Genomic DNA, 26,524 nt, shown 5'->3' with positions numbered 1-26,524 from the left:
TGTGACAGGGTGACCCGATGCGTGTCGCCGTGGTTGCCGGGCCGGACCCCGGCCATGCCTTTCCGGCGATCGCGTTGTGCCTGCGGTTTCTGGCGGCCGGTGACACCCCGGTGCTGCTGACCGGGCGGCAATGGCTCGACACCGCACGAGACGCCGGCGTCGACGCGCGGGAGCTGCTCGGGCTGGACCCCGAGGGCGGCGACGACGACGCTGATTCGGGCGCCAAGATCCACGAGCGGGCCGCGCGGATGGCAGTGCTCAATGCGCCGGTACTGCGGCAGCTGGGACCCGACCTGGTGGTGTCCGACGTCATCACGGCCTGCGGCGGCATGGCCGCCGAGATGATGGGTCTGCCGTGGGTCGAGCTGACCCCGCACCCGCTGTACCTGCCGTCGAAGGGGCTCCCGCCGCTGGGCAGTGGCCTGGCGCCCGGCGTCGGCGTGCGCGGTCGCCTGCGGGACGCCATGCTGCGGTTCTTCACGGCCCGCTCGATCCGTGAGGGGCACCGGCAGCGGTCCGCGGCGCGCATCGGAATCGGTTTGCCCGCAACCGATCCCGGGCCGGCGCGGCGGCTGATCGCCACGCTGCCGGAGCTCGAGGTGCCCCGCCCGGACTGGCCGGCAGAGGCCGTCGTCGTCGGGCCGCTGCACTTCGAGCCGACGGCAGCGGTGCTGGACGTGCCGCCCGGCGCGGGGCCGGTCGTGGTGGTGGCGCCGTCGACCGCGACGACCGGGATGCAGGGCCTGGACGACTTGGCGCTGGAGACGCTGATCCCGGGGCAGACGCTCCCCGACGGCGCGCGCGTCGTGGTCTCCCGGCTGCGCGGCGCCGACGGTCCCGTGCCGCCCTGGGCCGCGGTCGGGCTCGGCCGGCAGGACGAACTGCTCAAGCAGGCCGATGTGATGGTCTGTGGCAGCGGGCACGGCATCGTGTCCAAGACGTTGCTCGCCGGGGTGCCGCTCGTCGTGGTGCCCGGGGGCGGTGACCAGTGGGAGATCGCCAATCGGGTTGTGCGGCAAGGCAGTGGTGAGCTGATCCGGCCGGCGACAGCGGACGCGCTGGTCTCTGCGGTCGAGCGGGTCCTGTCGACGCCGTCCTATCGCGAGGCGGCGCGCCGGGCCGGTGACAGCGGAGCCGACGTCGCCGACCCGGTGGTCGTGTGCCGTGCGGCGCTCGGCGGCGGTGCTGAGTAGGTTGGTGCGGTGCGACTGACCGAATTCACCCTGCTGATCGAAGACCAGTTCGGTGCGGCGCGCGGTGCCGCGTTGGTGAAGGACCACGTGCTGGCCGTCCTTGGTGGGCGCACCGCGGCTGAGGCGATCGAAGCCGGTGTCGAACCCCGCGATGTCTGGCGGGCCCTGTGCGCGGACTTCGACGTCCCGCGCGATCAGTGGTGACCGCAATCTCATTTGGTCTCTCGGGACTACCCGCGCCACAGTGTTTGTGGGGCGACGACATGGTGGTAGCTACCGCCGGCTCATAGCGTTCTTCGGGTACCCCACGAGAGAAGGACGACGTGAGCACCCGACTGCCGCTGCTGGACTCGACATTCTTGCGCGTCGAGACGCCGGACACCCCGATGCATGTTGCCGGCCTGCAGATCTATTCGCTGCCCGAGGACGCCGGTCCAGATTTCGTCGCCAAGGTGGTTGCGGCCTTCCGTGAGCCCGTCGCATTGCGCAAGCCCTTCAACCTGGTGCTCGCCGGTGGGCTGCTCTCGGCGGCCGTGCCCGCGTGGGAGGTCGTCGAGCAGCTGGACATGGAGTATCACGTCCGGCATACCGCGTTGCCCGCCCCCGGCGGCGAGCGCGAGCTCGGGGAGTTGGTTTCGCATCTGCACGGCACGGTCCTCGACCGGACCCGACCCTTGTGGACCTGCCATGTCATCGAGGGACTGTCGGATCGCCGGTTTGCCATCTACGTGAAGATCCACCACGGGCTCACCGACGGCGTGAACGGCAACAGGCTCGTGACCGACCAGTTGGCCACAACGCCGGACGGCGAATGGCGGGCGCCGTGGCAACAGCCGACCACGACCACGGCCCGTCGGCCCCGACGTAAGACGGAGCGGGAGTCGCTCGCGCTGTGGCGCACGCCTGTCGAGTTGGGACGCGGGCTGGTCAGCCTGGCATTGCGTCGTAGTGGGCCGGACCATGTCCGGCTGCCCTTCGAAGCGCCGGCATCCATCCTGAACGGCCGGGTCACCAATGCGCGTCGCGTCGCGACCCAGCAGTTGGACCTCGGCACGATCCGTGACGTGGCCAAACGCGAGGACGCGTCGGTGAACGACATCTTTCTGGCGGTATGTGGCGCGGCGCTGCGTCGATATCTCGAAGACCTCGACGCGTTGCCGGATCGTCCACTGATCGCGGGGGTGCCGGTCAACCTTCGTGAGGAGGGCCAGGAGGGCGGCAACGCTGTCGGGTTCCTGTGGTCGAGCCTGGCGACGGACGTCGCCGACCCCGTCGAGCGGCTCGCGGCGATCCGGGCTTCCATGGGTGCCGCCAAGGACCACCTACGCAGCATGCCGAGCACAGTGCGCCCGACTTTCACGCTGTTGACCATGGCGCCTACCGTGGCGACGGTCCTGAGCGGTCAGGTCACGCGGTTGCCACGACCACCCATGAACGTGACCATCTCCAACGTCCCGGGGCCGGCCGAGACCCGTTACCTGGACGGCGCGCGGCTCGAGGCCTTCTACCCGGTCTCGCTGCCCTTTCAAGGCCTCGGCCTCAACATCACCTGCGTGAGTTACGACGGGCAGCTGAACATCGGGGTGATCGGCAGCCGCGACGCCCTCCCGCACCTGCAGTACATCGCGGTGTACCTCGGTGAGGCACTTGATGAGCTGCGCGACGCGGCGGTGGCACAGCGATGAGCGCCACCATTGCCGTGGTCACCGGAGCCGGTCGGGGGATCGGCCTGGCCATAGCGAAAGCCCTTGCCGCGCAAGGACACCGCGTACTGATCACCGACGTCGACGGCGACGCCGCCGCGCGCGCCGCCGAGACCGTCGGGCGCGGTGCGTGGGGCCTGGCCCAGGACGTGCGCGACGTCGCGGGCCACGAGGCGATCGCCGCGCTGGCCGCTGAGCAGGGCCGAATTGCGGTGTGGGTCAACAACGCCGGCGTGCTGCACGCCGGTAACTCCTGGGAGCAGCCCGCCGAGCACGTCATCCAGACCCTCGACGTCAACGTCCGCGGCATGATGGCGGGCTGCATGGCGGCCGTCAACGCCATGGGGGCGCGCGGCGGCGTGATCCTCAACATCGCCTCCATCTCGGCACTCACGCCGGTGCCCGGCCTGGCCGTGTACGCGGCGAGCAAGGCGGCGGTGCTGTCGTACACCACGTCGTTGCAGGGCGAACTGCGCAGCGCCGGGCTGCCGATCCGGGTCCGCGCGCTGTGCCCCGATGTGGTGAACACCGAGATGGTCACCGCCCGGGCCCACGATCCCGGTGCGGCGCTGCTGTTTTCGGGACCCAAGCCGCTGGCTGCCGACGACATCGCGCGGGCTGCCCTGGAACTGATGGACTCCCACCAGATCTTCCGCGTGGTGCCGCGCTGGCGCGGCGTGATCGCGCGGAGCACCGACGTGGCGCCGGCCGCCGGCCTGCGCGCCCTATCCCTGATGAGGACGTTGGGCCTGCGGCGCCAGCGTTCGCTGTGAGCTTCGAGGAGAATCCGATGAAGACTGTGGTGATCACCGGTGCGACAGCCGGAATCGGCCGGGCGACCGCGCTGCGGCTGGACCGGGCCGGCTATCGGGTCGCGGCCTACGGGCGCAACCAGGCCGCACTCGAGACCCTGCGGGGCGAGCTGGGACCCGACGCCATCGTCGACACCCTGGACATTCAAGACGCCGAGGCCTGGACCACCCGGCTCGCCGAACTGGGTGAGCTCACCGGCGGTCGGCTGGACGTGCTGATCAACAATGCCGGCATCCTCAGCTCGGGCAATTTCGTCGATCTTCCGCTGGCGGAACAGCGAAACATCGTCGACGTGAACGTGGGCGGCACCATGAACGGCTGCTATCTGGCGTACCCGTATCTGCGCTCGACCCGGGGCGCCCACGTGATCAACCTCTGCTCGGCGTCGGCCATCTACGGGCAGGCCGAACTGGCGGCGTATTCGGCGTCGAAGTTCGCCATCCGGGGTCTCACCGAGGCCCTGGAGCTGGAGTGGGCCGACGACGACATCAAGGTCAGCGCGGTCTGGCCGCTGTTCGTCGCCACCGACATGGTGACGGGTGTGGACACCGGGAGCACGCGGGCGCTCGGGGTGTCCCTGACGGCCGACGACGTCGCCGACTCCATCCTGAAGACCATCGAGAGCAGGCCGCTGCTGCCGCAGGGCGTGCACCACGCGGTCGGCTTGCAGGCCAGGGCGCTGATGACGGTCGCCGAATTCGTCCCGTCCTGGGTGCTGCGGGAGGTGAACAAACGCGCGACCGGGCATTGATCGGCCGCGACGCGCCGTGTTCGGCGTGCCTCCCACAATCTCGAACACCTGTTCGTTAGCCTCCATCTCAGTTCGTCGGAAATTTTTTGTCGGTGGCCTCATCTAGCGTCACGGCCAACCGATCGGAAACCCGATCAACGGACACCCACGAGGACGGAGACCACCCATGGCAGCACAGGCCCCGGATCGCGAGAAGGCACTCGAGCTCGCGCTGGCACAGATCGACAAGAGCTTCGGCAAGGGCTCGGTGATGCGGCTGGGAGAAGAGACCCGCCAACCGATTTCGGTCATCCCGACCGGGTCCATCGCCCTGGATGTCGCCCTCGGCATCGGCGGCCTGCCGCGCGGCCGCGTCATCGAGATCTACGGCCCGGAATCCTCCGGTAAGACCACGGTGGCCCTGCACGCCGTGGCCAACGCCCAGGCAGCCGGCGGCATCGCGGCGTTCATCGATGCCGAGCACGCGCTGGACCCCGAGTACGCCAAGAAGCTCGGTGTCGACACCGACGCGCTGCTGGTATCCCAGCCCGACACCGGTGAGCAGGCGCTGGAGATCGCCGACATGCTGGTGCGTTCCGGCGCCATCGACATCCTGGTCATCGACTCGGTCGCCGCCCTGGTGCCGCGCGCCGAGATCGAGGGCGAGATGGGTGACAGCCACGTCGGCCTGCAGGCCCGCCTGATGAGCCAGGCGCTGCGCAAGATGACCGGTGCGCTGAACAACTCCGGCACCACCGCCATCTTCATCAACCAGCTGCGCGAGAAGATCGGCGTGATGTTCGGTTCGCCCGAAACCACCACGGGTGGTAAGGCTTTGAAGTTCTACGCCTCGGTGCGTATGGACGTGCGCCGCATCGAGACGCTCAAGGACGGCACCGACGCGGTCGGTAACCGCACCCGCGTCAAGATCGTCAAGAACAAGGTGGCGCCGCCGTTCAAGCAGGCCGAGTTCGACATCCTCTACGGCCGCGGCATCTCGCGCGAGGGCTCGCTCATCGACATGGGTGTCGAGCACGGCTTCATCCGTAAGTCGGGTTCGTGGTTCACCTACGACGGCGAGCAGCTGGGGCAGGGCAAGGAGAATGCCCGCAATTACCTGCTGCAGAACGTGGACGCTGCCAACGAGATCGAGAAGAAGATCAAGGAGAAGCTCGGTATCGGGGCAGTGCTGACCGATGGTGCGGCTGATGACGTCCTTCCCGCCCCGGTCGACTTCTGAGGCCGAGCCAGGGCAGCCGCAGCGGCGTGAGGAGCAGGCGCGGGACCTATGCCTGCGTCTGCTCACCACTCGGGCGCGCAGCCGGGCCGAACTCGAGACCCAGCTGACCAAGCGCGGCTTCCCCGAGGACATCAGCGGCCAGGTGCTGGACCGGCTCACCGAGGTCGGTCTGGTCGACGACGTCGCCTTCGCTGAGCAGTGGGTGCGGGAACGTCGCACCAATGCGGGAAAAGGCAAGCGCGCCTTGGCCTCTGAACTGAGGACCAAGGGCATCGACGCCGAGGTGATCGCCGAGACGCTCGACAGCGTCGACGCGGGCGAATGGCGGGTGCGCGCGGAGGAACTGGTTGCCACAAAACTGCGACGGGAAAACCTCGACGACGAGATGAAGGTGACCCGGCGGCTGGTCGCGATGCTGGCACGTCGCGGCTACAGCCAGGGCATGGCCTTCGATGTGGTCAACACCCAACTCACGCAGGAGCGTCAGCGCCGCGCGGTCTAGTCCTTCGACGGTCCCTTGGGCTGCGGCTTGTGGACCTTGGGCGGAGTGAATTTCGGCGCCGAGAACTTCGGCACGGAGAACTTGGGTGCCGAGAACTTGGGTGCGGGCGGCTTCGGGAGCTTGGGCAGTTTCGGGCTGAATGCCGAATCCTGTTGTGCCGTTGGTGTCTTCAGGGTGATGGCCGCCTTCGGGGTGACCGGGTTATTCGGGGTGTCGATGGCCGCGGTCGGCGTGACAGTGGTCGCGGTGAATGGCAGTGGGGTGTGCAGCGCGTTGTGGGTGAACTGCTCCACCGACGTGACCACACCCCGCGCGAAATCGGCCAACTGCTGCGTCAGCTTGAGGCCGAACGCGGTGGTGTCGACGACGAACTGCTGACCGGGTCCGTTGTTGAACGGCGGGATCGCCGACAGCGTGGTGGCCCGGAACTGCAGCTGGAAGACGGCGATGTCCTGGGCGTAGCCGATGAGGTCGCGGCCCGCTTCGAATTCGATGTCGGCGATGGCGGTGAGGGCCCGAGCCGCCGCGGTCTGCGGTGGAACGCCGGCGCGAAGGTCGGCCACGAGTGCACCCGGCACCTGCAGCTGGCGTTGGACCAGCGCAGCGCCGGTGGTGACCCAGTCGACGAACAACGCCGTATTGAACATCACCTGCTGGTTGACCAGCTCGAGCGGCAGCGGTAGTGCGGTCAGCGAGATGCTCGGTGGGGCCAGAACGGGCACCGAATGAGCGGTGCCGGCGGCAACTGGGACCACCGCGGATGCCGCGACCAGGCACGCGGCGCTCAGTGCCGCGACGGTCTGGCTCGGATACGACGGCGACGGGTGAACCTCGACACTCATGACGCGCCTCCCGGGATCGATTGAATCTCCTCTAGGGACACGACATGCGCGCCCGCGGGGTTCACTTCAATCGTGAACCCCGCGGGCGGTCAGTCGACCTCGGACGTCAGATCACGAAGCCGCCGTCGATGTTCCAGGTGACGCCCGTGATGAACCCGGATTCGGGATGCGCCAGGTAGGCGACGGCGCTGGCGATGTCGCGCGGCTGCCCGTACTGGCCGGTCGCAATCAGCGGCCGGAGTTCGTCGGCGAAGTCGCCGGTGTCGGGGTTCATGTCGGTGGCGACCGGTCCCGGCTGGATGGTGTTGATGGTGATGCCGCGCGGGCCGAGTTCGCGCACCAGGCCGCGCGTCAGTCCGGCGACCGCGGCCTTGGTGAGGGCGTACACCGAGAACCCGACCGTCGGCACCCGGTCGGCGTTCACGCTGCCGATCGTGATGATCCGGCCGCCGGTGCCCAGATGCGGCACGGCGCGCTGAATCGCGGCGAACACCGCCTTCACGTTGATGTCCAGCATCCGGTCGAAGTCCTCCAGGGGGAACGACTCGATGGGCGCGCCCTGCGCGACGCCGGCGTTGTTGACCAGGATGTCCAGGCCGCCGAGCCGCTCGACCGCTTCGTCCACCGCGGCGGCGACGGCCAGCGCGTCCGCACTGTCGGCCTTGATCGCGGCTACCTTTGCGCCGGTCGCTTCGAGTTCGTCGACCAGGTCCTGCGCGGCATCGGGCGACGACTGGTAGGTGAACGCGACCGCTGCGCCGTCGGCGGCGAGCCGGCGCACGGTCGCCGCGCCGATGCCGCGGGAACCGCCGGTGACCAGTGCGCGCCGGCCGGCAAGTGGTGCTTCCGAGGTGGTGCTCATGAGCTCTCCAAGTCGTGGGATGATTCTTTCGAACCGATCGGTTACTAAGTACGCTCAGCACAAGCCGCTAGAGCGGGGCTTCATTCCGAACTGTGGCCCAGATCACACCCGGAGGGTTCATGGCGATCGGCAGGCCCCGCGAATTCGACCCGCAGCGGGTCCTCGACACCGCGATGCGGTTGTTCTGGGCGCACGGCTATGACGGGGTGTCCATCAGCGACCTGACGGACGCAACGGGTGTCAACCGCCGCAGCCTGTACGCCGAATACGGTTCCAAGGCAGACCTCTTCCGTGCCGCGGTGCGGCGCTACCAGGCCGGTCCGGGGGGATATGCCGAACGTGCGCTCGCCCTGCCCACCGCGTGGGATACCGCCTATGCCACGGTGCACGGTGCCGTCGACGCGTCGTCCGGGACAGCGGGACCGCGGGGATGCCTGCTGGTGCAGAGCGCGCTGGCTGCCGGGGACGAGGCAACCGAGTTGCATGCCGAGCTGGCCCAGCTCCGCGAGGACGGGATCGCCGAGCTGGCGGAGCGGTTCAGGGCTGCTCAGCTTGTGGGTGAGCTACCAGGAGCGGACCCGAATCGGCTGGCCCGCTGGATCAGCGCGGTCTGTCAGGGCCTGGCGGTACAGGCCAACGGTGGCGCCGACCGCGACGAGCTGCACGCGGTGGCCGATCAGGCCCTACGTGCCTGGCCGGAAGCGCCTCACGCCGGGGTGCCCGGCGCGTCCTCCTGAACGCCCGTGTTCACGGGCAGCGGATCGGGGGTCCGTCGCGACTGCCGCAGCCGGGCTTCCAGCCGCGTCGCCAGCGCCGACAGCGCGAAGTTGAGGCTGATCATCAGCGCCGCGATCACCAACAGCGCGGGGATGTAATTGCTGTACGCCGAACCGATGTTCGTGCCCTGCCGGACCATCTCGACGAAGGTGATCTGGTAGCCGATCGCGGTGTCCTTGAGCACCACCACCATCTGCGACACCAGCACCGGCAGCATCGACGTCACGGCCTGGGGGAGCAGGATCAGCCGTAGCGTCTGACCGGGCCGCAGGCCCAGCGCGACCGCGGCCTCCCGCTGGCCGCGGGGCAGCGCGTGCACGCCGGCCCGCACGATCTCCGCGATCACCGCGCCGTTGTACAGCGTCAGCCCCGTGATCACACCGGCGAGCGCCAGCTGCCGGGACGGGAAGACGTCGTACAGCGCGAACAGGAAATACGCGAACAGCATCATGATCAGCACCGGGACGGCGCGGAAGAACTCGACGAACACCGAGCACACCCACCGCACCGGGCGGGCATCGGACAACCGGCCCATGCCCAACGCCAGACCCAGCACCAGCGCCAGCACGATCGAGACCGCGGCCGCCGTCAACGTACCTGCCACGCCGGGCAGCACGTACGTCGTCCACAGGTTCGCGGTCAGGAACGGATGCCACTTCGCTGCGGTCAGTTGGCCTTTGGACTCGAACTGCCACAGCACCCAGCCGGCCATCGCGATGATCACCGCGACGATGACGGCGGCGAACAACAGGTTGCGCCGCCGCGCCCGCGGACCCGGGGCGTCGTAGAGGACGGAAGCTTCGCTCATTACCGCACCACCGCGTATCGCTTACCCAACCAACCGAACAACAGCCCCAACGGCAACGTCAGGACCACGAAACCCGCGGCGAAGATCGAGCCGACCGCGAGCAGCGCCGCGGTGTTCTCGATCATCTCCTTCATCAGCAGCGCGGCCTCGGCGACACCGATGGCCGAGGCGATCGTGGTGTTCTTCACCAATGCGATCAACACCGAGCCGAGCGGGTTGATGACCGCGCGAAAAGCCTGCGGCAGCAGGATCATCCGCAGGTTCTGCCCGAAACTCAGCCCCAGCGAACGGGCGGCCTCGGCCTGGCCCAGCGGCACGGTGTTGATGCCGGAGCGCAACGTCTCGCACACGAAAGACGCGGTGTAGACCGTCAGACCGAGGGCCGCAAGCCGGAAGTTGCTGTCCACCACGGCTGTTGGCGAATGCGAATCGACCAGGGTGATGCGCAGCGTGTTGCCGATGCCGAACGAACAGAACAGGATGATCAGCGTCAGCGGGGTATTGCGGACCACGTTGACGTACGCCGTACCCAGCCACCGCAGCACGGGCACCGGTGACAGCCGCATCGCGGCCAGTACCGTGCCCAGGATCAGCGCTCCGGCCGCGGCGAGCAATGCCAGCTGGATGGTGGTCCAGAACGCCTTTACGATCTTGCCGCCGTAGGTGCCCCACAGGTCGATGTGCTTCGCTCCGCCGGCGGCGCCGATGTTGGTATCCAGCGGGGGAGGCGGCGGCGCGGTCAGTCCGGCCGGGCCCAGGTTGCGGTCGAACGCGGCCTGCCACTCGCCGGACTTCTGCATCTTCTCGATGGCGTCGTTGATCTTCTGGCGTAATGCCTTGTCGCCCTTGAGTAGTCCGATGCCGTACTTCTCCACCGAGAAGGGCTTGCCGACGAGTTTGAAGGCGCCCGGGGTCTGTGCCGCGTAGCCGGCCAGGATCACCTCGTCGGTGCTGAGTGCGTCGATGGCTCCGGTCTTCACCGCCTCGAGGCATGCCGAGTAGGTGTCGTACTGCTGCAGCTGCACGCCCGGGTACTTGTCCTTGATGCGTTGTGCCGGTGTGGAACCCGACACCGAGCACAGCTTCTTGTGGTTCTGGAGCGACTCGACGCTGGTGATCTCGTTGTTGTCGGCGCGCACCAGCAGGCTCTGGCCGGTCACCAGGTACGGACCGGCGAACGACACCTTCTGCTTGCGGGCGTCGGTGATCGAGTAGGTGGCGACGATGAAGTCGACCTGGTGGTTCTGGATCAGGTTCTCGCGCTGACCCGACGGGGCCTCTTTCCACTCGATGTCGTCGGGCTTGTAGCCGAGCTGCCCGGCCACGTAGGTCGCGACATCGATGTCGAAGCCGGCCAACGTGCCGTCGGGCTTCTTCGCGGCCAGGCCCGGCTGGTCGAACTTGGTGCCGATGGTGATCTTCTTGCTGTCGGCGCCGCACGCACTCAGCGACAGCAGCGCCACGATCAGCACGGTGACCGCGGCAAGACAGCGGAGCGTGCGCGTCACGAACCTCTGCCCAATCGATCGTTCCACGATCAGTGGTCCAGGATCTTGCCCAGGAAGTCCCGGGCGCGGTTGGACTTCGGGGCGGTGAAGAACTCGTCGGGCTCGGCGTCCTCGACGATGGTGCCGTCGGCCATGAAGACCACCCGGTTGGACGCCCGGCGGGCGAAGCCCATCTCGTGCGTCACCACGATCATGGTCATGCCGTCGGTCGCCAGGGACGTCATCACCGACAGCACCTCGTTGACCATCTCGGGGTCCAGTGCGCTGGTGGGCTCGTCGAACAGCATGACCTTAGGGCCCATGGCCAGGGACCGGGCGATCGCGACGCGCTGCTGCTGACCGCCCGACAGCTGCGCCGGGTACTTGTCGGCCTGATTGGCGACCCCGACCCGCTCCAGCAGTTCGAGCCCCTTCTTGCGGGCTTCGTCCTTGTTCTTCCCCCGCACCTTCATCGGCGCCAGGGTGACGTTGTCGAGAATTGTCTTGTGCGCGAACAGGTTGAAGGACTGGAACACCATGCCGACCTCGGACCGCAGCGTGGCGAGCTTGCGGCCCTCTTCGGGCAGCAGCTCACCGTCGATGTGGATCGAGCCGGAGTCGATGGTCTCCAGCCGATTGATGGTGCGACACAAGGTCGACTTGCCCGAACCCGAGGGCCCGAGCAGCACCACCACTTGTCCGCGGGGCACTTCGAGATTGATGTCCTTCAGCACATGCAGTGCACCGAAGTGCTTGTTGACCCCCTTGACCGAGATCATCGGGGTGGCAGGTGACGGCTCGCCGGTGACCATGCTCACAGACCCTACCCAGGTAAGCCCCGACGCGCGGATCTCTCACAGAAAACCGGAATCCCTTCGGCAAATTTGGTATAAAACGCGCCGCCCGTACGATTGGCACGTGATTTCGACAGCGACTCCAGACGTGGAAGCTGACGTCACGGAGGCCGCTACGGGTTCCGGCGCGGGGCGTACCTACCAGGTCCGCACCTACGGGTGCCAGATGAACGTCCACGACTCCGAGCGGCTCGCCGGCCTGCTGGAAGACGCCGGCTACCGGCGCGCCGACGACGGCGCCGACGCCGACGTCGTGGTCTTCAACACCTGCGCGGTCCGGGAGAACGCCGACAACAAGCTGTACGGCAACATCAGCCACCTCGCGCCGCGCAAGGAAGCCGATCCGAACATGCAGATCGCCGTCGGCGGCTGCCTGGCGCAGAAGGACCGCGACACGGTCCTGAGCAAGGCGCCGTGGGTCGACGTGGTGTTCGGTACGCACAACATCGGCTCGCTGCCGGTGCTGCTGGAGCGGGCCCGGCACAACCGCGAGGCTCAGGTCGAGATCGTCGAGGCCCTGCAGGAATTCCCCTCGGCCCTGCCGGCCACGCGTGAATCCTCTTATGCCGCTTGGGTTTCCATCTCGGTGGGCTGCAACAACACCTGCACGTTCTGCATCGTGCCGTCGCTGCGCGGCAAGGAGGTCGACCGGCGTCCGGGCGACATCCTTGCCGAGGTGCAATCCCTCGTGGACCAGGGCGTCCTGGAGATCACGCTGCTGGGCCAGAACGTCAACGCGTACGGCGTCTCGTTCTCGCAGGACGAACGACTCCGCGAGAACCCGGATGCCTGGACCGACATCGAGCGCGATCGCGGCGCGTTCGCCAAACTGCTGCGCGCCTGCGGCGACATCGAGGGCCTCGAGCGGGTCCGGTTCACGTCGCCGCACCCCGCCGAGTTCACCGACGACGTCATCGAAGCCATGGCGGCCACCCCGAACGTCTGCCCGACGCTGCACATGCCGCTGCAGTCGGGGTCCGACCGCATCCTCAAGGAGATGCGCCGGTCCTACCGGGCCGAGAAGTACCTCGGCATCATCGAGCGGGTGCGCGCCGCCATCCCGCACGCGGCCATCACCACCGACATCATCGTCGGGTTCCCGGGGGAGACCGAAGAGGACTTCCAGGCCACCCTCGACGTCGTCGAACGTGCCCGGTTCTCCAGCGCCTTCACCTTCCAGTACTCCAAGCGGCCGGGTACGCCGGCCGCCGAGCTGCCGGACCAACTCCCGAAAGAGGTTGTCTCCGAACGTTATATGCGACTCATCGAGCTGCAGGAGCGCATCTCATGGGAGGAGAACCTGGCCCAGGTCGGCCGCGAGGTCGAGCTGCTGGTGGCCACCGGCGAAGGCCGCAAGGATTCGGCCACCGAGAGGATGTCGGGCCGCGCGCGTGACGGCCGGCTGGTGCACTTCGCCCCGGGTGACGCCGACATCCGCCCGGGCGACATCGTCACCACGACCGTCACCGGTGCGGCGCCGCACCACCTGATCGCCGACACGCCGATCATCAGCCACCGCCGCACCCGCGCGGGTGACGCGCACGCCGCGGGCCGCAAACCCACCACCGGCGTAGGCCTGGGCATGCCGCAGATCGGCGCGCCGCCCGTCACGCCCGTAGAGCAGGGATGTTCACGATGAACGACACCAAGCCCGAACAGCCGACCGGCGGCTCGAACGGCGAATTCGAGGAATTCAAGGGCGACATCGATGCCGCGGAGCAGCGCATCGCCCGGGAGATCGACCCGGGCGGCCGCGCCATGGTCGTGGCGATCTGCGTCTTCGTGATCCTGCTGTCGTTCGTGTTGCCGCACACCGGCGCCGTCAAGGGCTTCGACGTGCTGCTCGGCGACCAGGTCGCGCTCGACGCGAAGATCCTGCTGCCGTCGCGGGTGTTCGTGTGGCTGATCCTGGTGTTCAGCGTCGGCTTCTCGATGCTGGCGCTGCTGACCCGCCGCTGGGGCCTGGCCTGGATCGCGCTGGCCGGCTCCGCCGTGTCGTGCTTCCTCGGCATGCTCGCCATCTGGTCGCGCAACACCGTCGTCAAGCCGTACCCGGGCCCCGGATTCGGGCTCTACCTGGCCTGGATCGCCGTCATCCTGCTGACGTTCCACTGGGCCCGCGTGGTGTGGTCACGCACCGCGGTGCAGCTGGCCGCCGAGGCACAGCGCCGCGAGTCGACCGCCGAGCAGCAGAAGCGCGGGCTGCTCGACGGACCGGACGAACCTACTTCTTGATCGCGGCGGAAGCCGCGTCGGCCCACTCACGCCACTGCGCCGCGCTGGCGCGCGCCTTCTCGGCGTCCTTGGCCTTACCCGCGGCCTCGGCCTTTTCGGCCTGACGCTCGAACTGCTCGGCCCGCTCGCGGAACTGGTCGGCCCGGGCCTGCGCCTCCGGGTCGCTCCAGCCGCTCTGTGCGGCATCGCGAATCTTCTTCTCGACGACCCGCAGCCGGCGCTCCAGTTCCGGGGCGCGGTCGCGCGACGCCTTGCCGATGGCGTCCCACTTGTCGCCGATGGCCCGGAACGCGGCACGTGCCGCGTCGACATCGCTGATGTCGATCTTCTCGGCCTCCGCCAGCAGCTCGGCCTTGGCGTCGGCGTTCGCGTTGAACTCGGCGTCCTTCTCGGCGTTGACCGCGTTGCGGGCAGCGAAGAACGTGTCCTGGGCGGCCTTGAACCGCTTCCACAGCGCGTCGTCGACGTCCTTGGCGGCGCGGCCGGCGGCCTTCCACTCTGTCAGCAGATCGCGGAACGTCGACGCCGTCGCGCCCCAGTCCGTGGAGCCCGACAGCGCCTCGGCGCGTTCACACAGGGCCTCCTTGGCCTGCCGCACGCCGACCCGCTCGCGATCGAGCTCGGCGAAGTGCGAGCCGCGGCGCCGGTTGAAGGCCTCGCGGGCCGCCGAATAGCGCTTCCACAAGGCGTCGTCGACCTTGCGGTCCAGGCCGGTGATGGTCCGCCACTCGTCGAGGATGGCCCGCAGCCGGTCGCCGCCGGCCTTCCACTGCGTCGAGTTGGCGCCGATCTCCTCGGCCTCCGCGGCCAGGGCTTCCTTGCGGGCGGTCTGCGCTGCCCGGTGCTCGTCGCGCTTGGCCCGCTCCTCCTGCGCGCTGGCGCCGGCCTGTTCGACGATGGTGGTCAGCCGGGTGGTCAGGGCGTCGACATCGCCCAGTACCGAGGCCTCCGGAAGCGATTCCAGCAGCGTCGCGGCGGCCGACTTGATCTTGCGGGCGTCGCCGCTGCCGCTGCCCAGCCGGTGCTCCAGCAGCGCGACCTCGGTGCTCAGATCGTCGTATCGGCGGCCGAAGTGGGCGTACGCGGCCTCGGCGTCGCCCGCCTGCCACGACGCGATCTTGCGCTCTCCGGCGCTGGTGATCAGCCACACGGTGCCGTCGTCGTCGACGCGGCCGAACCGGTGCGGATCGCACGTCGGGGGCGCGGCCACAGGCGGGGCCGGGGGATGGTGCGGGATGGCGCTCGGCTTGGGGCCGGGGCGCGGGGGACCGGGCCGAGGAGTCGGTTTCGGGGTGTTGCCGGGTTCGGTGGTGGTCATCTCGTGCTCCTCATGCCCGCGCGTGGGTGACCCACGCTTCTGCCGCGCGACGCGGCGCCGTCATCTGGTACTCGCACGCTATTCAAACAGGTCGACCCGCCGTCTGCGCAGGCGTTTGCCGGACTCGTTAGCGTGGACGCGTGCTCAGCGCGATCGCCATCGTCCCGTCGGCCCCCGTTCTGGTGCCTGAACTGGCCTCCGGAGCTGCTGCGGAACTGGCCGAGCTGACCACTGCCGTGCGCGGCGCGGCGCAGGTCCTGCCGTCCCGGTGGGTCGCGATCGGAGTCGGGTCGCACGACGGTCGGGTGGCCGCCGGCGCGGTCGGTACGTTCGCCGGTTACGGCGCGGACGTCCGGGTGACGTTCGCGCCCGGCACGACCGGCACCGTGGAGCCGCTGCCGTTGTGCGCGCTGATCGCCGGCTGGCTGCGGGGGACCGCGAATCCGGACGCGACCGTCGACGTACGGGTTTTCGCCGATGACCTGGTGCCGGACGCGGCAGTGGAGAACGGTCGTGCCCTGCGCACCGAGCTCGACGCGGCCACTGAACCGGTGGGTGCGCTGGTGATCGCCGACGGCGCGAACACCCTGACGGCAGCGGCGCCCGGCGGCTTCGACCCGGATTCCGTTGCGCGACAAGCACAGTGGGACGACGCGCTCGCCGCCGGCGACGTCGCCGCCATCGCCGATCTGTCCGGCGTGCTGGGCCGCGTCGCCTACCAGGTGCTGGCCGGGCTGGCCGGACCCGACCCGAAGGCGACCGAGTTGTACCGCGGCGCGCCCTACGGTGTCGGCTACTTCGTCGGCACCTGGACCCCGCAGTGAGGCCCATCGCGGTCGTCGGCCCCACGGGCACGGGCAAATCGGCCCTGGCGCTGGACCTCGCCGAACAGTTGGGCGGCGAGATCGTGAACGCCGACGCGATGCAGTTCTACCGAGGCATGGACATCGGCACCGCCAAGCTGACGGTGCCCGAACGGCGCGGCATCGTGCACCACCAGCTCGACGTGCTGGATGTCACCGAGACCGCCACGGTCGCGAACTACCAGGCGGCCGCGGCGGCCGACGTCGAGGCCATCGCCGCGCGCGGCGCCGTGCCGGTGATCGTCGGCGGCTCGATGATGTACATCCAGTCGCTGCTCGACGAGTGGTCGTTCCCGGCGACCGATCCGGCTGTCCGGGCCCGCTGGGAGGAGCGGCTGGCCGAGGTCGGGGTCACGGCCCTGCACGGCGAGCTGGCGCGGGTCGACCCCGAGGCCGCCGCGTCGATCCTGAACACCGACGGCCGCCGGATCGTGCGGGCGCTGGAGGTCGTCGAACTCACCGGCAGGCCGTTCGCGGCCTCGGCGCCGCAGATCGGCGCCCCGCGGTGGGACACGCTCATCGTCGGATTGGATTGGGACACAGAGATTCTCGATGACCGGCTGCAGCGGCGCACCGACCTGATGTTCGACTCGGGGCTGGTCGACGAGGTGGTGGCCCTGCAGGCCCGAGGCCTGCACAACGGGACGACGGCGGCCCGGGCACTCGGCTACTCGCAGGTACTCGAGGCGCTGGCGGCCGGCGGCGATGAGGCCGCGATGGCCGAGGCGCAGGAGCGGACATTCATCGGCACGCGCCGCTACGTGCGACGGCAGCGCTCCTGGTTCCGCCGCGATCACCGGATCACCTGGCTGGCGGGCGATGCTGACGGGAACGCGGCCGCCGTGGTCCGTCGGTGGCGCCACGTATCCTGAGAGTGTGCGGTTTTCCAAAGGGCACGGCACCCAGAACGACTTCGTGGTGTTGCCCGATGTCGACGCCGAACTGACGCTGACTCCCGCGGTCATCTCTGCGCTGTGCGACCGGCGCCGTGGACTGGGAGCTGACGGCGTGCTGCGCGTCACGAAGGCCGGGGCCGCCCAGAGCGCCGGCGTCTTCGATCAACTGCCCGACGGTGTCGCCGCCGACGACTGGTACATGGACTACCGCAACGCCGACGGCTCCATCGCGCAGATGTGCGGTAACGGCGTCCGCGTCTTCGCGCATTACCTGCGCGCGTCGGGGCTCGAGCACCGCGACGAATTCGTGGTCGGCTCGCTGGCCGGGCCGCGTCCGGTGGTGCTGCACGGCGCCGGCGCCGTCGACGCCGAGGTGACCGTCGAGATGGGCAAGGCCCGCTCGTATGGGCACGGTAAGGCCGTCGTCGCCGGACGCACCTTCGCCGGCCTGGCGGTCGACGTCGGCAACCCGCACCTGGCCTGCGTCGACCCGTCGTTGAACGTGGCCGGGCTCAACGCACTGGATGTCGCCGCCCCGGTGTCCTTCGACGCCGACCAGTTCCCCGAAGGCGTCAATGTCGAGATCCTGACCGCGCCGTCCGAGGGCATGGTGGCGATGCGGGTGCACGAGCGTGGGGTGGGCGAAACCCGTTCCTGCGGAACCGGAACCGTCGCCGCCACGTTGGCAGCTCTGAACCACACCGGTGTCGACACCGGCAGCCTGCGGGTGGTGATCCCTGGTGGCGAGGTCAGCGTGACCATCACCGAGACCACCAGCTACCTGCGCGGGCCGTCGGTGCTGTTGGCCCACGGTGAGCTGGCCGCCGAATGGTGGCATGAGAACGAAGGAAATTCAGATGCGTCCCGCTGACTTTGCGGGCACCATCGATAACTACCTATGACGTCACCTTTCAATCCCGAAACACCCAGCGTCGGTGAACTCGCGCTCGAAGACCGTGCGGCACTGCGCCGCGTCGCCGGTCTGTCGACCGAGCTGGCCGACATCTCCGAAGTCGAATACCGCCAGCTTCGCCTCGAACGCGTGGTGCTGGTCGGTGTGTGGACCGACGGATCGGCGGCCGACGCCGACAACAGCCTCGCCGAACTGGCCGCCCTCGCCGAGACCGCGGGCTCCGAGGTGCTCGAAGGCCTGATCCAGCGGCGCGACAAGCCGGACGCCTCGACCTACATCGGTTCCGGCAAGGCCCTGGAACTGCGCGAGATCGTCCTCGCCACCGGTGCCGACACCGTCATCTGCGACGGCGAACTGAGCCCGGCCCAGCTGAACTCGCTGGAAAAGGTGGTCAAGGTCAAGGTCATCGACCGCACCGCGCTGATCCTCGACATCTTCGCCCAGCACGCCACCAGCCGCGAGGGCAAGGCCCAGGTGTCGCTGGCCCAGATGGAGTACATGCTGCCGCGGCTGCGCGGTTGGGGTGAGTCGATGTCCCGGCAGGCCGGTGGTCGCGCGGGCGGCGCCGGTGGCGGTGTGGGTACCCGTGGCCCCGGTGAAACCAAGATCGAGACCGACCGGCGGCGGATCCGCGAGCGCATGGCCAAGCTGCGCCGCGAGATCAAGGACATGAAGAAGATTCGCGATACCCAGCGGCACAGCCGCCGGGCCAGCGACACCCCGTCGATCGCGATCGTCGGCTACACCAACGCCGGCAAGTCCAGCCTGCTCAATGCCCTCACCGGGGCCGGCGTGCTGGTGCAGAACGCGCTGTTCGCCACCCTCGAGCCGACCACGCGCCGCGGCCAGTTGGACGACGGCCGGCCCTTCACCCTGACCGACACCGTCGGGTTCGTGCGGCACCTGCCGACGCAGCTGGTCGAGGCGTTCCGCTCCACCTTGGAGGAGGTTGTCGACGCCGACCTGCTGGTCCACGTCGTCGACGGGTCCGACGCCGATCCGCTGGCGCAGATCAACGCGGTGCGCAAGGTCGTGGGCGAGGTGGTGGCCGAGTACGACATCGCCGCACCACGAGAGTTGTTGGTGGTCAACAAGACCGACGCCGCCGGCGACCTGGCGCTGGCCCATCTGCGCCGGGCGCTGCCGGACGCCGTGTTCGTCTCGGCACACACCGGCGACGGTCTGGACCGGCTGCGGATGCGCATGTGTGAACTGGTCGAACCGACCGATGCCGCCGTCGACGTGACCATTCCCTACGACCGGGGCGACCTGGTGGCCCGCGTGCATGCCGAAGGCCGCATCGAGGCCACCGATCACACCGCCGAGGGCACGCGGATCAAAGGCTGGGTGCCGATGGCGCTCGCTGCCAGCCTCGGCGAATTCGTCACCGCCTAGTTCAGGCGGCGGCCTTGGCCGGCTTGTCGGCCTGCTCTGCGGCCGGCTTCGCGGGCTTGGGGGTCTTGGGGGCCTTGACTTTCTTCGGCTTCTTGATCTTGTCGGTGGCGCCGGTCTGGCCGTCCTTGGCCGGACCCTGGTTGGTGGTCGGGTCGGTGGCCGGCTTCGGGTCCTGTTTCGGATCGGTGGTTTCCGGGGTGGGATCTGTGGCCTTCGGGTCGGTCGTCTTGGTGTCGCTGTCCTTGACGTCGGCAATCTTCGTGTCGGCGTCCTTGGGATCCGTTGACAGCTTGGGTGTGGTGACGGGCGCAAGCTTGGTGTCGCCGGTCGGGGTGGCGGACCCGGCCTTCGGTGCGCTGGACCCGGTCAGGGCCGCGACGGTGGTCGGCGCCGGGGCCGGGGTGGTCGCGGCGATCGGAAGCTGCACCTTGCCGCCGGTGATGTCGCTGATCGCCGCCTTCACGCCTTCGCCGGCGGCCTTGACCAGGTCCACCGTCAGCGTGATCGGGTTGATCAGCGGGATCAACCGGAACGGCGCCGGCACGCCCGGGCTGAGGCTGCGGTCGTAGCCGGTGTCGATGAGCACGCGCAGCACGGGGGAGACCAGGTCGACCAGGGGCTTGACGATGAAGCTGGTGTGCGTGAAGCCGCCGAACTCCAGGAACGGCCGTACCAGCGGCAGAGTCTTGGTCGGGATCGTGATGTAGGTGGTGTCACCGTAGACGGTCTGGTTCGCCGGGTCCTTCAACGCAGCGTCGAGCTCTTCGGGCGTGTACTCGAGATCAGGGATCTCGCCGGGATCGCTGTTGGCGTTCGGCGCCAGGTAGGTGCCGTGGGTGTACCAGAATCCGGCGATCGCGTTGAGGTCGGCGAGCAGGTTGATCGGGTACAGCGGGAAGTCGGACACGCCGTCGTACTCGAACGCGATGTCGGTGGTCTTGATACCGGTATTGGTGGGTGCCGGCAGGCCGAAGGTGACGTCGAGGATCGGCACGGTGCCGAGGAAGGCCAGCCGTTCGAACAGGCCGCCGTTGGGCCGGTTGGTGTTGCCGATCATGACGAAGGCCAGCGAGTCCTTCTGGGCCTGGGTGAGGCCGCTGAGGGTGGCCTTCTCGCGGCTGACGATGTTGCCGCCCTGCGAGTAGCCGAAGATGATGACGGGATTCCCGGGCGTTGCCGTCTGCAGTAGCGGCGTCAGGGTGGCATCCAGGTTGGCGATGCCCTGACCTGTTGAGTCGTTCCACTTGGCGCCGGACAGGCCACCCCAGCCGGGCAGCGGGATCGGCCAGAACTGGGCCGGGTAGTTGATACCCGCCAGCGTGCAGCCATTGGTGCTGGTGCACACCGGTTGGAGTTGTCCGTTGAGGTTGAACGGTGCGATGTAGTAGTCGGTCGCGTTCTCCTTGTACCCGGTCACGACGTTGGCGTTCGGGGTGCCGGTGCCCGGGACGATCAGCGCGGTCGCGGCGAGCGTGAACGCGGCCGTCACCATCGACACCACGCCCAGCAGAACGGTGCTCAGCACTGTCAGCATCACGGCCACGGCTGCGGGAATGGTGCGTCCGAAAGTGCGCATCGCTCGCCCCCCTTCGAACGTCGCCGACCCCGGTAATCGGCACCCGATTCGCATCGTCGCACTGTGACCGGACCGGTACCGGACGTTTGCCGAAATTTTGTCGGGCGTGTCGATTTTCCGGTACGCCGGTACACGATCGTGGGTGAAATCACACCATCGTGATACCGATTGCGGGACAAGGCTTTTCGGCCCGCAATCGGCCGCTTCGGTTGCCGTGGTCAGAGACGGGCCGTGTTCGGCACTAAGCTCATCAACAACATCAGCTGTGCTCCCTCCCCGGACGCGTCCGCTGATCACGTCGTGGAACGGCTGAGAGCCGTGTCAGTCCATCTGCACCAGCACTTCTCGCGGCGACCGATACTGCCGCCGGCATTGTCGACCCTCCGTGCCGGAAAGGCTGTATTTGTCCATGTCTGCAGAACAATCATCATCGTTCGCTGAGCTCGGCGTCCCCGAGGCGCTCGTCGCCTCTCTCGCCGGCCGCGGCATCGCCGCGCCGTTCCCCATCCAGGTCAGCACCCTGCCCGACACCCTGGCCGGCCGCGACGTGCTCGGCCGCGGCCGCACGGGCAGCGGCAAGACGCTCGCCTTCTCCATCCCGCTGGTGGCCCGGCTCGCCGGCACGTCGCGACGCCCGTCACGACCCACCGGTCTGGTGCTGGCCCCGACCCGTGAGCTGGCCACTCAGATCGCCGCGACCGTCGAACCGCTGGCCACGGCCGTGGGACTGAAGGTGACCACCATCTTCGGTGGCGTGTCACAGAACCGCCAGGTCGACGCGCTGCGTGGCGGCGTGGACATCGTCATCGCCTGCCCGGGCCGTCTCGAAGACCTGATGAAGCAGAAGCTGGTCAGCCTGGACGCCGTGCAGGTCACCGTATTGGACGAGGCCGATCACATGGCCGACCTCGGCTTCCTGCCCGGCGTCACCCGGATTCTGGCGGCGACGCCCGCCGGCGGGCAGCGCATGCTGTTCTCCGCGACGCTCGACAACGGCGTCGACAAGCTGGTGCGCCGCTTCCTGTCCGACCCGATCACCCACTCGGTCGACGAGATCGACGCGCCGCCGCCGGCCATGACCCACCACGTGTTCCACGTCTCCGGTGCGGCCGAGAAGAATGCTCTGGTGCACCGGCTGGCGTCGGGCACCGGCCGGCGCATCCTGTTCATGCGCACCAAGCACCAGGCCCGCAAGCTGGCCCGGCAGCTCACCGAGGCCGGCGTGCCGTCGGTCGACCTGCACGGCAACCTGTCCCAGCCCGCGCGTGACCGCAACCTCGCGGCGTTCAGCACCGGCGAGGCGCGCGTGCTCGTCGCCACCGACATCGCCGCTCGCGGCGTCCACGTCGACGAGGTCGAGCTCGTCGTGCACGTCGACCCGCCGGCCGAGCACAAGGCCTACCTGCACCGTTCGGGACGGACGGCCCGCGCCGGCAGCGCCGGCGACGTCGTCACCGTCGTGCTGCCCGAGCAGCGCAAGGATGCCCAGCAGCTGCTGCGCAAGGCCGGCATCACCGCCCGGCCGCAGGAAGTCGTCGCTGATTCGGCGCCGGTGCAGGCGCTGGTCGGCGAGATCGCACCGTACCGGGCACCGGCACCCAAGGAAGCTCCCGCGCCGCGCGGCGGCAGCCGTCCGGCCAAGACCGCGACCGCAGGCCAGGCGCAGCGTCGTCGCCGACGTTCGAGTGGTGGACTGCAGGCCCCCGGCCGCACCCAGAGCGGTCGTTCGCAGGCGGGTCGCTCGCAGTCGGGACGCAGCCAGCAGTCCCGCTAGCCCCACCAGCCCACGCCTGGCGACGCGCCGGGTGTGGGCCCGCTCACAACCAACCGCCCGGTTGGGATAAGTTGTTGCCAACTTATCCAGTACCGGAGGTCTCGCATGGGTGTCATCAAGTACGACCGCACGTTGTTCGAACCCGAACACGAACTGTTCCGGGAGTCGTACCGCGCGTTCCTCGACAGGCACGCCGAGCCCTACCGCGAGGAATGGGAGAAGGCCAAGATCGTCGACCGCGAGGTCTGGCGCGAGGCCGGTAAGCAGGGCTTCCTCGGCATGGCCGTGCCGGAGGAGTACGGCGGCGGCGGCAACCCCGACTTCCGCTACAACGTCATCGTCACCGAGGAAACCGCGATGGGGCGGCACAGCGGTCTCGGGTTCCCGCTGCAGAACGACGTCATCGCGCCGTACCTGCTCGAACTGGCCAACGAGGAGCAGAAGCAGCGTTGGCTGCCCGGCTTCTGCAACGGCGAGCTCATCTGTGCCATCGCCATGACCGAGCCGGGCACCGGCAGTGACCTGCAGGGCATCAAGACCCGCGCGGTCAAGGACGGCGATCACTACGTGCTCAACGGCTCGAAGACCTTCATCACCAACGGTATTCACGCCGACCTGGTGATCGTCGTCGCGCAGACCGATCCGGAGAAGGGGGCACAGGGCTTCAGCCTGTTCGTGGTCGAGCGCGGCATGCCGGGCTTCGAGCGCGGCCGTCATCTCGACAAGATCGGCCTCGACGCGCAGGACACCGCGGAATTGTCCTTCACCGATGTCAAAGTCCCGGCCGAGAACCTGCTCGGTGTGGAGGGCATGGGATTCGTCTATCTCATGCAGAACCTGCCCCAGGAGCGCATTTCGATCGCCGTGATGGCGGCCGCGGCCATGGAGGCCGTCCTGGAATCGACATTGCAATACGCCAAGGAGCGTAAGGCGTTCGGCAAGCCGATCGGCAGCTTCCAGAACAGCCGTTTCGTGTTGGCCGAACTGGCGACAGAGGCCACCGCGGTGCGAATCATGGTCGACGAGTTCATTCGCCTTCATCTCGATCGAAAGCTGACAATCGACCAGGCGGCGATGGCCAAATGGTATTCGACGGAGGCGCAGGTCCGATTGGTCGATCGCTGCCTGCAGCTGCACGGCGGCTACGGGTATATGCGCGAATATCCCATTGCGCGGGCGTTCCTCGATTCGCGGATCCAGACGATCTACGGCGGCACCACCGAGATCATGAAGGAGATCATCGGCCGCGGATTGGGCGTTTAGCCGAATTCCCACGCGAATTCATTCGCAAATGAACCGCGACACACACGTGCGTCACTGCCGGATATCCCGCACTATGGGCATGAACTGAAGCAAAGTTGACAGAATCTCTCGATCAAGAGAGTTTGTCTGACGGAATTTGTGTTCTTCAGTTTTGCCGACCGCGGGAGGAATTCGATGACCGGGCTGCGAACCCGTGGCGGATGGGCCGGTATTGGTGCCCTTTCGGTCGCGGTGGCATTGCTCATGGCTCCGACGGCAATCGCGACACCGGAAAGCGATGCCGCCGACGCGGCCATCTCGCATACGTGGGATGCCGCGGGCGGTGACGGCGGTGAGTTGGGCGCCAAGGACGGTGACGTCTACCAGGTGGGCGCGGGCTTTGCACAGAACTTCGCGGGCGGAAAGATCTATTACACCGAGCACACCGGCGCCCATCTGATTTACGGCGCAATTCTCGACAAGTACCAGGCGCTGGGCGGCGCTGCTGACAGCGATCTCGGCTTCCCGACCATCGACGAAGGCGCCGGCAAGGCCACCGACAGCCGCAACAGCACGTTCAGCGCGGCCGACAAGCCCGTCATCTTCTGGACCCCGGACAACGGCGCCTGGGTGGTCCGCGGCGCGATCAATGCCGCATGGGACAAGCTCGGCGGCTCGGCCGGCACCCTCGGCGTGCCCACCGCGGACGAGACGTGGAAGGGCGACGTCGTCTCCCAGACCTTCACCGGCGGTGAAGTGAGCTGGAACGCCAAGACCAAGACATTCACCACCACGCCCGCGGACCTGGCCGGTCAGCTGACCGGGCTGGACGTGCCGGGCGATGCGACGTCGGCCATCGCCGCGGCCCGCCGGGCCGCCGGCGGTCCGCAGGGCCCCCTCGGCGACGAGCAGGGCGCCCAGTACAAGGTCGGCGACGGCGTCGCGCAGAACTTCGCCGGCGGCGCCATCTTCTATTCGCCGGCGACCGGTGCCCACGCCGTCACCGGCGATGTGCTGGCCAAGTACCGTGCGGCCGGTGGACCGCAGGGCGACCTCGGATTCCCGGCCGGCAACGAGACCGACGGCGGCATCGCACCGACCAGTCGCGTGGCGACCTTCGCCGCGGCAGACAACCCGACCATCTTCTGGACGCCCGACCACGGGGCGTTCATCGTCCGCGGCGCCATGAACGCCGCGTGGGCCAAGCTCGGCGGGGCCACCGGCAAGCTCGGCGCGCCGACTGCCGACCAAACAGTGAGCGGCGACACCGTCAGCCAGAAGTTCACGGGTGGCTCGATCTCGTGGAACAAGGCGAGCAATGCGTTCAGCACCGAGCCGGCAGACCTGGCGTCGCAGCTGAGCGGTCTGCAGGTGCCCAGCGTCGACCTGCCCAGCAGCGGGTCCGCCCAGCCCTCGGAGTCCGGCAAGTGGTACCAGTTCCAGTGGTGGTGGCTGCTGGCGATCATTCCGCTGTTGCTGGTGGTGGTCGGCATCGTCATTGCGGCACTGCTGCGGCGTCGGCACCGCGCTGCGGCGCAAGCCTTCGACGACGAGGATGCATACGACTACGACGACCACGAGTTCGGAGACGGGGAGTACGGCGACCCGCAGTACGCGGACGGTGGCGCCGACACCGAGTACGGCGACGACTCCGAGCACGGCGATGAACTGGCGCCCGAGGGCGGGCATTTCGACGTTGCGCCCGGCGGTCCCCAGTTCCAGAGCAATCCAGACGTCATCGACACCGCGCCGACGGTGTACCCCGACTTCACCGCCGAACAGCCTGCGCAGGAGCCGTCCGAGGACGAGCTCGAGGCCGAAACCGAAGCCCAGCCTGTGGATGCTGCCGAGCCCACTGAACCCGCCGAACCGGCGGCGGATGGCGACGAGGCCGCCGCCGACGCCGTCGATGAACCGACGGTGTCGGTGCAACTTCCGGAGGCCCTGCGCCGCGGTGGCGCGGCAGCGGGCCTGACCGCCGCCGGGCTGGCCGGATTTGCGGGCCTGCGGCCACGGGACCCGGGTGACCGCGCCTGGGCTGCTCCAGATGCCGCTGCGGTCGAGTCTGAAGGCAGTGACGAGCCCGCTCCCGAGGCTGAGGCTGAGCCCGTGGTCGAGGAGCAGGCCGCCGAGGCCGAGCCGGCCGAGGCCACCGAGGCTGCGGCTGAAACCGACGACGCTCCAGCAGCGGAGACCGTCGCGGCCGGCCCGGCCAGCGGGCGGCACCATGCCCTGGGCGCCGAGGAACCGGAGACCGCGCAGATGTCGTTCCGCGTCGCGACCGGTGCGGAGCCGCCGCAGGGCTACAACATCAAGGCCAACACCGAGTCGGGCCTGTACTGGGTGCCGGGCTCGGCCGGATACGACGATGCACCCGTCCAAATCTGGTTTGCCAGTGAGGAATTCGCGGTCACGAACGGTTTCATCCGCGGCTGACCGCACCTATGGTTGGGCCCCGCTGCGAGCGACTGCAGCGGGGCCCAACCATAGGTGCGGCCGGA

Annotated in this window: 24 protein-coding genes and 1 pseudogene; 17 read left to right on the top strand and 8 right to left on the bottom strand. The window is 68.5% G+C overall.

Annotation, left to right across the window (positions count from 1 at the left end; genetic code table 11):
- Nucleotides 1-17 precede the first annotated feature (17 nt).
- From EB75_RS08005 to recX, 7 genes are all read left to right on the top strand, one after another.
- A complete protein-coding gene (locus EB75_RS08005) occupies nucleotides 18-1,193 on the top strand; it encodes a glycosyltransferase (RefSeq protein ID WP_073694886.1) in 1,176 nt (391 codons plus the stop codon).
- A 9-nt stretch (nucleotides 1,194-1,202) separates the two neighbouring features.
- Nucleotides 1,203-1,397 (top strand): DUF3046 domain-containing protein, encoded by a 195-nt coding sequence (locus EB75_RS08000; protein ID WP_073694885.1) that lies wholly within the window; start codon nucleotides 1,203-1,205, stop codon nucleotides 1,395-1,397.
- 119 nt (nucleotides 1,398-1,516) lie between these two features.
- Entirely contained in the window at nucleotides 1,517-2,878 is a 1,362-nt protein-coding gene (locus EB75_RS07995; RefSeq protein WP_073694884.1) for a WS/DGAT/MGAT family O-acyltransferase, read from the top strand.
- Nucleotides 2,875-3,669 (top strand): SDR family NAD(P)-dependent oxidoreductase, encoded by a 795-nt coding sequence (locus EB75_RS07990; RefSeq protein WP_073694883.1) that lies wholly within the window; start codon nucleotides 2,875-2,877, stop codon nucleotides 3,667-3,669. Before EB75_RS07995 ends, EB75_RS07990 begins: the two co-directional genes overlap by 4 nt.
- Before the next feature lie 17 nt (nucleotides 3,670-3,686).
- The gene (locus EB75_RS07985; protein ID WP_073694947.1) at nucleotides 3,687-4,460 is read left to right on the top strand and encodes an SDR family oxidoreductase; all 774 of its coding nucleotides are present in this window, start codon (nucleotides 3,687-3,689) and stop codon (nucleotides 4,458-4,460) included.
- Nucleotides 4,461-4,626: 166 nt separating this feature from the next.
- Complete coding sequence (gene recA, locus EB75_RS07980) at nucleotides 4,627-5,679, top strand: recombinase RecA (RefSeq protein ID WP_020101876.1); 1,053 nt, start codon at nucleotides 4,627-4,629, stop codon at nucleotides 5,677-5,679.
- Entirely contained in the window at nucleotides 5,648-6,181 is a 534-nt protein-coding gene (gene recX, locus EB75_RS07975) for a recombination regulator RecX (protein WP_073694946.1), read from the top strand. Before recA ends, recX begins: the two co-directional genes overlap by 32 nt.
- Here recX and EB75_RS07970 read toward each other — a convergent pair.
- Nucleotides 6,178-7,023, bottom strand: a complete 846-nt coding sequence (locus EB75_RS07970; protein ID WP_073694882.1) for a hypothetical protein — start codon at nucleotides 7,021-7,023, stop codon at nucleotides 6,178-6,180. The genes recX and EB75_RS07970 overlap by 4 nt on opposite strands.
- Before the next feature lie 106 nt (nucleotides 7,024-7,129).
- A complete protein-coding gene (locus tag EB75_RS07965) occupies nucleotides 7,130-7,885 on the bottom strand; it encodes a 3-oxoacyl-ACP reductase family protein (protein WP_073694881.1) in 756 nt (251 codons plus the stop codon).
- Between the two features lie 119 nt (nucleotides 7,886-8,004).
- Here EB75_RS07965 and EB75_RS07960 point away from each other — a divergent pair, with 119 nt between their 5' ends.
- Complete coding sequence (locus EB75_RS07960) at nucleotides 8,005-8,622, top strand: TetR/AcrR family transcriptional regulator (RefSeq protein ID WP_073694880.1); 618 nt, start codon at nucleotides 8,005-8,007, stop codon at nucleotides 8,620-8,622.
- Here the strand turns inward: EB75_RS07960 and EB75_RS07955 are convergent.
- The 4 genes and pseudogenes from EB75_RS07955 to EB75_RS07945 form a co-directional block, all read right to left on the bottom strand.
- Nucleotides 8,592-9,470, bottom strand: coding sequence for an amino acid ABC transporter permease (locus EB75_RS07955; protein ID WP_073694879.1), 879 nt, complete (start codon nucleotides 9,468-9,470; stop codon nucleotides 8,592-8,594). The genes EB75_RS07960 and EB75_RS07955 overlap by 31 nt on opposite strands.
- Nucleotides 9,470-10,150, bottom strand: a complete 681-nt coding sequence (locus EB75_RS29900; protein WP_286150123.1) for an amino acid ABC transporter permease — start codon at nucleotides 10,148-10,150, stop codon at nucleotides 9,470-9,472. The genes EB75_RS07955 and EB75_RS29900 overlap by 1 nt, the downstream gene beginning before the upstream one ends.
- A 33-nt stretch (nucleotides 10,151-10,183) precedes the next feature.
- Nucleotides 10,184-10,942 (bottom strand): annotated as a pseudogene (locus tag EB75_RS29895) (glutamate ABC transporter substrate-binding protein); the annotation flags it as partial.
- Nucleotides 10,943-11,007: 65 nt separating this feature from the next.
- Entirely contained in the window at nucleotides 11,008-11,736 is a 729-nt protein-coding gene (locus EB75_RS07945) for an amino acid ABC transporter ATP-binding protein (RefSeq protein WP_073694944.1), read from the bottom strand.
- A 163-nt stretch (nucleotides 11,737-11,899) separates the two neighbouring features.
- Here EB75_RS07945 and miaB point away from each other — a divergent pair, with 163 nt between their 5' ends.
- Both miaB and EB75_RS07935 read left to right on the top strand, forming a co-directional pair.
- Nucleotides 11,900-13,450: a tRNA (N6-isopentenyl adenosine(37)-C2)-methylthiotransferase MiaB gene (gene miaB, locus EB75_RS07940; protein WP_073694878.1), complete on the top strand. Its 1,551-nt coding sequence runs from the start codon at nucleotides 11,900-11,902 to the stop codon at nucleotides 13,448-13,450.
- On the top strand, nucleotides 13,438-14,046 hold the full coding sequence (locus tag EB75_RS07935) for an Rv2732c family membrane protein (protein WP_082762343.1): 609 nt from the start codon (nucleotides 13,438-13,440) through the stop codon (nucleotides 14,044-14,046). The genes miaB and EB75_RS07935 overlap by 13 nt, the downstream gene beginning before the upstream one ends.
- Here EB75_RS07935 and EB75_RS07930 read toward each other — a convergent pair.
- The gene (locus EB75_RS07930; RefSeq protein ID WP_073694877.1) at nucleotides 14,036-15,364 is read right to left on the bottom strand and encodes a DUF349 domain-containing protein; all 1,329 of its coding nucleotides are present in this window, start codon (nucleotides 15,362-15,364) and stop codon (nucleotides 14,036-14,038) included. The two genes, EB75_RS07935 and EB75_RS07930, sit on opposite strands and share 11 nt — an antisense overlap.
- Nucleotides 15,365-15,504: 140 nt before the next feature.
- On the opposite strand from EB75_RS07930, the gene EB75_RS07925 reads away from it, so the two are divergent.
- Genes EB75_RS07925 through hflX form a run of 4 tightly spaced genes read left to right on the top strand, consistent with a single transcriptional unit; the run spans nucleotide 15,505 to nucleotide 19,431 of the window.
- A complete protein-coding gene (locus tag EB75_RS07925; protein ID WP_073694876.1) occupies nucleotides 15,505-16,188 on the top strand; it encodes a class III extradiol ring-cleavage dioxygenase family protein in 684 nt (227 codons plus the stop codon).
- Entirely contained in the window at nucleotides 16,185-17,099 is a 915-nt protein-coding gene (miaA, locus tag EB75_RS07920; RefSeq protein WP_073694875.1) for a tRNA (adenosine(37)-N6)-dimethylallyltransferase MiaA, read from the top strand. The genes EB75_RS07925 and miaA overlap by 4 nt, the downstream gene beginning before the upstream one ends.
- Before the next feature lie 4 nt (nucleotides 17,100-17,103).
- Nucleotides 17,104-17,994: a diaminopimelate epimerase gene (gene dapF / locus EB75_RS07915; RefSeq protein ID WP_073694943.1), complete on the top strand. Its 891-nt coding sequence runs from the start codon at nucleotides 17,104-17,106 to the stop codon at nucleotides 17,992-17,994.
- A 27-nt stretch (nucleotides 17,995-18,021) separates the two neighbouring features.
- A complete protein-coding gene (gene hflX, locus EB75_RS07910; protein WP_073694874.1) occupies nucleotides 18,022-19,431 on the top strand; it encodes a GTPase HflX in 1,410 nt (469 codons plus the stop codon).
- A gap of 1 nt (nucleotide 19,432) precedes the next feature.
- On the opposite strand, the gene EB75_RS07905 is transcribed toward hflX, so the two are convergent.
- Complete coding sequence (locus EB75_RS07905; protein WP_073694873.1) at nucleotides 19,433-21,007, bottom strand: PE-PPE domain-containing protein; 1,575 nt, start codon at nucleotides 21,005-21,007, stop codon at nucleotides 19,433-19,435.
- Between the two features lie 409 nt (nucleotides 21,008-21,416).
- On the opposite strand from EB75_RS07905, the gene EB75_RS07900 reads away from it, so the two are divergent.
- The 3 genes from EB75_RS07900 to EB75_RS07890 all read left to right on the top strand — a co-directional run bounded on the left by EB75_RS07900 (nucleotide 21,417) and on the right by EB75_RS07890 (nucleotide 26,459).
- Nucleotides 21,417-22,781 (top strand): DEAD/DEAH box helicase, encoded by a 1,365-nt coding sequence (locus EB75_RS07900; RefSeq protein ID WP_073694872.1) that lies wholly within the window; start codon nucleotides 21,417-21,419, stop codon nucleotides 22,779-22,781.
- Between the two features lie 105 nt (nucleotides 22,782-22,886).
- Complete coding sequence (locus tag EB75_RS07895) at nucleotides 22,887-24,044, top strand: acyl-CoA dehydrogenase family protein (RefSeq protein ID WP_073694871.1); 1,158 nt, start codon at nucleotides 22,887-22,889, stop codon at nucleotides 24,042-24,044.
- A gap of 174 nt (nucleotides 24,045-24,218) precedes the next feature.
- The gene (locus EB75_RS07890) at nucleotides 24,219-26,459 is read left to right on the top strand and encodes an LGFP repeat-containing protein (protein WP_073694870.1); all 2,241 of its coding nucleotides are present in this window, start codon (nucleotides 24,219-24,221) and stop codon (nucleotides 26,457-26,459) included.
- Nucleotides 26,460-26,524 lie beyond the last annotated feature (65 nt).

This window comes from Mycobacterium sp. ST-F2 (genome assembly GCF_001905655.1).
In the GTDB taxonomy this organism is placed as follows: domain Bacteria; phylum Actinomycetota; class Actinomycetes; order Mycobacteriales; family Mycobacteriaceae; genus Mycobacterium.
This window is presented reverse-complemented; position numbering and strand designations above follow the sequence as displayed.

What these genes read in the sequence shown, in the direction of transcription:
- EB75_RS08005 (WP_073694886.1), top strand. Translation starts at nt 18, where the DNA reads ATGCGTGTCGCCGTGGTTGCCGGGCCGGACCCCGGCCATGCCTTTCCG.
- EB75_RS07990 (WP_073694883.1), top strand. Translation starts at nt 2,875, where the DNA reads ATGAGCGCCACCATTGCCGTGGTCACCGGAGCCGGTCGGGGGATCGGC.
- EB75_RS07985 (WP_073694947.1), top strand. Translation starts at nt 3,687, where the DNA reads ATGAAGACTGTGGTGATCACCGGTGCGACAGCCGGAATCGGCCGGGCG.
- recA (WP_020101876.1), top strand. Translation starts at nt 4,627, where the DNA reads ATGGCAGCACAGGCCCCGGATCGCGAGAAGGCACTCGAGCTCGCGCTG.
- recX (WP_073694946.1), top strand. Translation starts at nt 5,648, where the DNA reads ATGACGTCCTTCCCGCCCCGGTCGACTTCTGAGGCCGAGCCAGGGCAG.
- EB75_RS07970 (WP_073694882.1), bottom strand. Translation starts at nt 7,023, where the DNA reads ATGAGTGTCGAGGTTCACCCGTCGCCGTCGTATCCGAGCCAGACCGTC.
- EB75_RS07965 (WP_073694881.1), bottom strand. Translation starts at nt 7,885, where the DNA reads ATGAGCACCACCTCGGAAGCACCACTTGCCGGCCGGCGCGCACTGGTC.
- EB75_RS07960 (WP_073694880.1), top strand. Translation starts at nt 8,005, where the DNA reads ATGGCGATCGGCAGGCCCCGCGAATTCGACCCGCAGCGGGTCCTCGAC.
- EB75_RS07955 (WP_073694879.1), bottom strand. Translation starts at nt 9,470, where the DNA reads ATGAGCGAAGCTTCCGTCCTCTACGACGCCCCGGGTCCGCGGGCGCGG.
- EB75_RS07945 (WP_073694944.1), bottom strand. Translation starts at nt 11,736, where the DNA reads ATGATCTCGGTCAAGGGGGTCAACAAGCACTTCGGTGCACTGCATGTG.
- EB75_RS07935 (WP_082762343.1), top strand. Translation starts at nt 13,438, where the DNA reads ATGTTCACGATGAACGACACCAAGCCCGAACAGCCGACCGGCGGCTCG.
- EB75_RS07930 (WP_073694877.1), bottom strand. Translation starts at nt 15,364, where the DNA reads ATGACCACCACCGAACCCGGCAACACCCCGAAACCGACTCCTCGGCCC.
- hflX (WP_073694874.1), top strand. Translation starts at nt 18,022, where the DNA reads ATGACGTCACCTTTCAATCCCGAAACACCCAGCGTCGGTGAACTCGCG.
- EB75_RS07905 (WP_073694873.1), bottom strand. Translation starts at nt 21,007, where the DNA reads ATGCGCACTTTCGGACGCACCATTCCCGCAGCCGTGGCCGTGATGCTG.
- EB75_RS07900 (WP_073694872.1), top strand. Translation starts at nt 21,417, where the DNA reads ATGTCTGCAGAACAATCATCATCGTTCGCTGAGCTCGGCGTCCCCGAG.
- EB75_RS07895 (WP_073694871.1), top strand. Translation starts at nt 22,887, where the DNA reads ATGGGTGTCATCAAGTACGACCGCACGTTGTTCGAACCCGAACACGAA.
- EB75_RS07890 (WP_073694870.1), top strand. Translation starts at nt 24,219, where the DNA reads ATGACCGGGCTGCGAACCCGTGGCGGATGGGCCGGTATTGGTGCCCTT.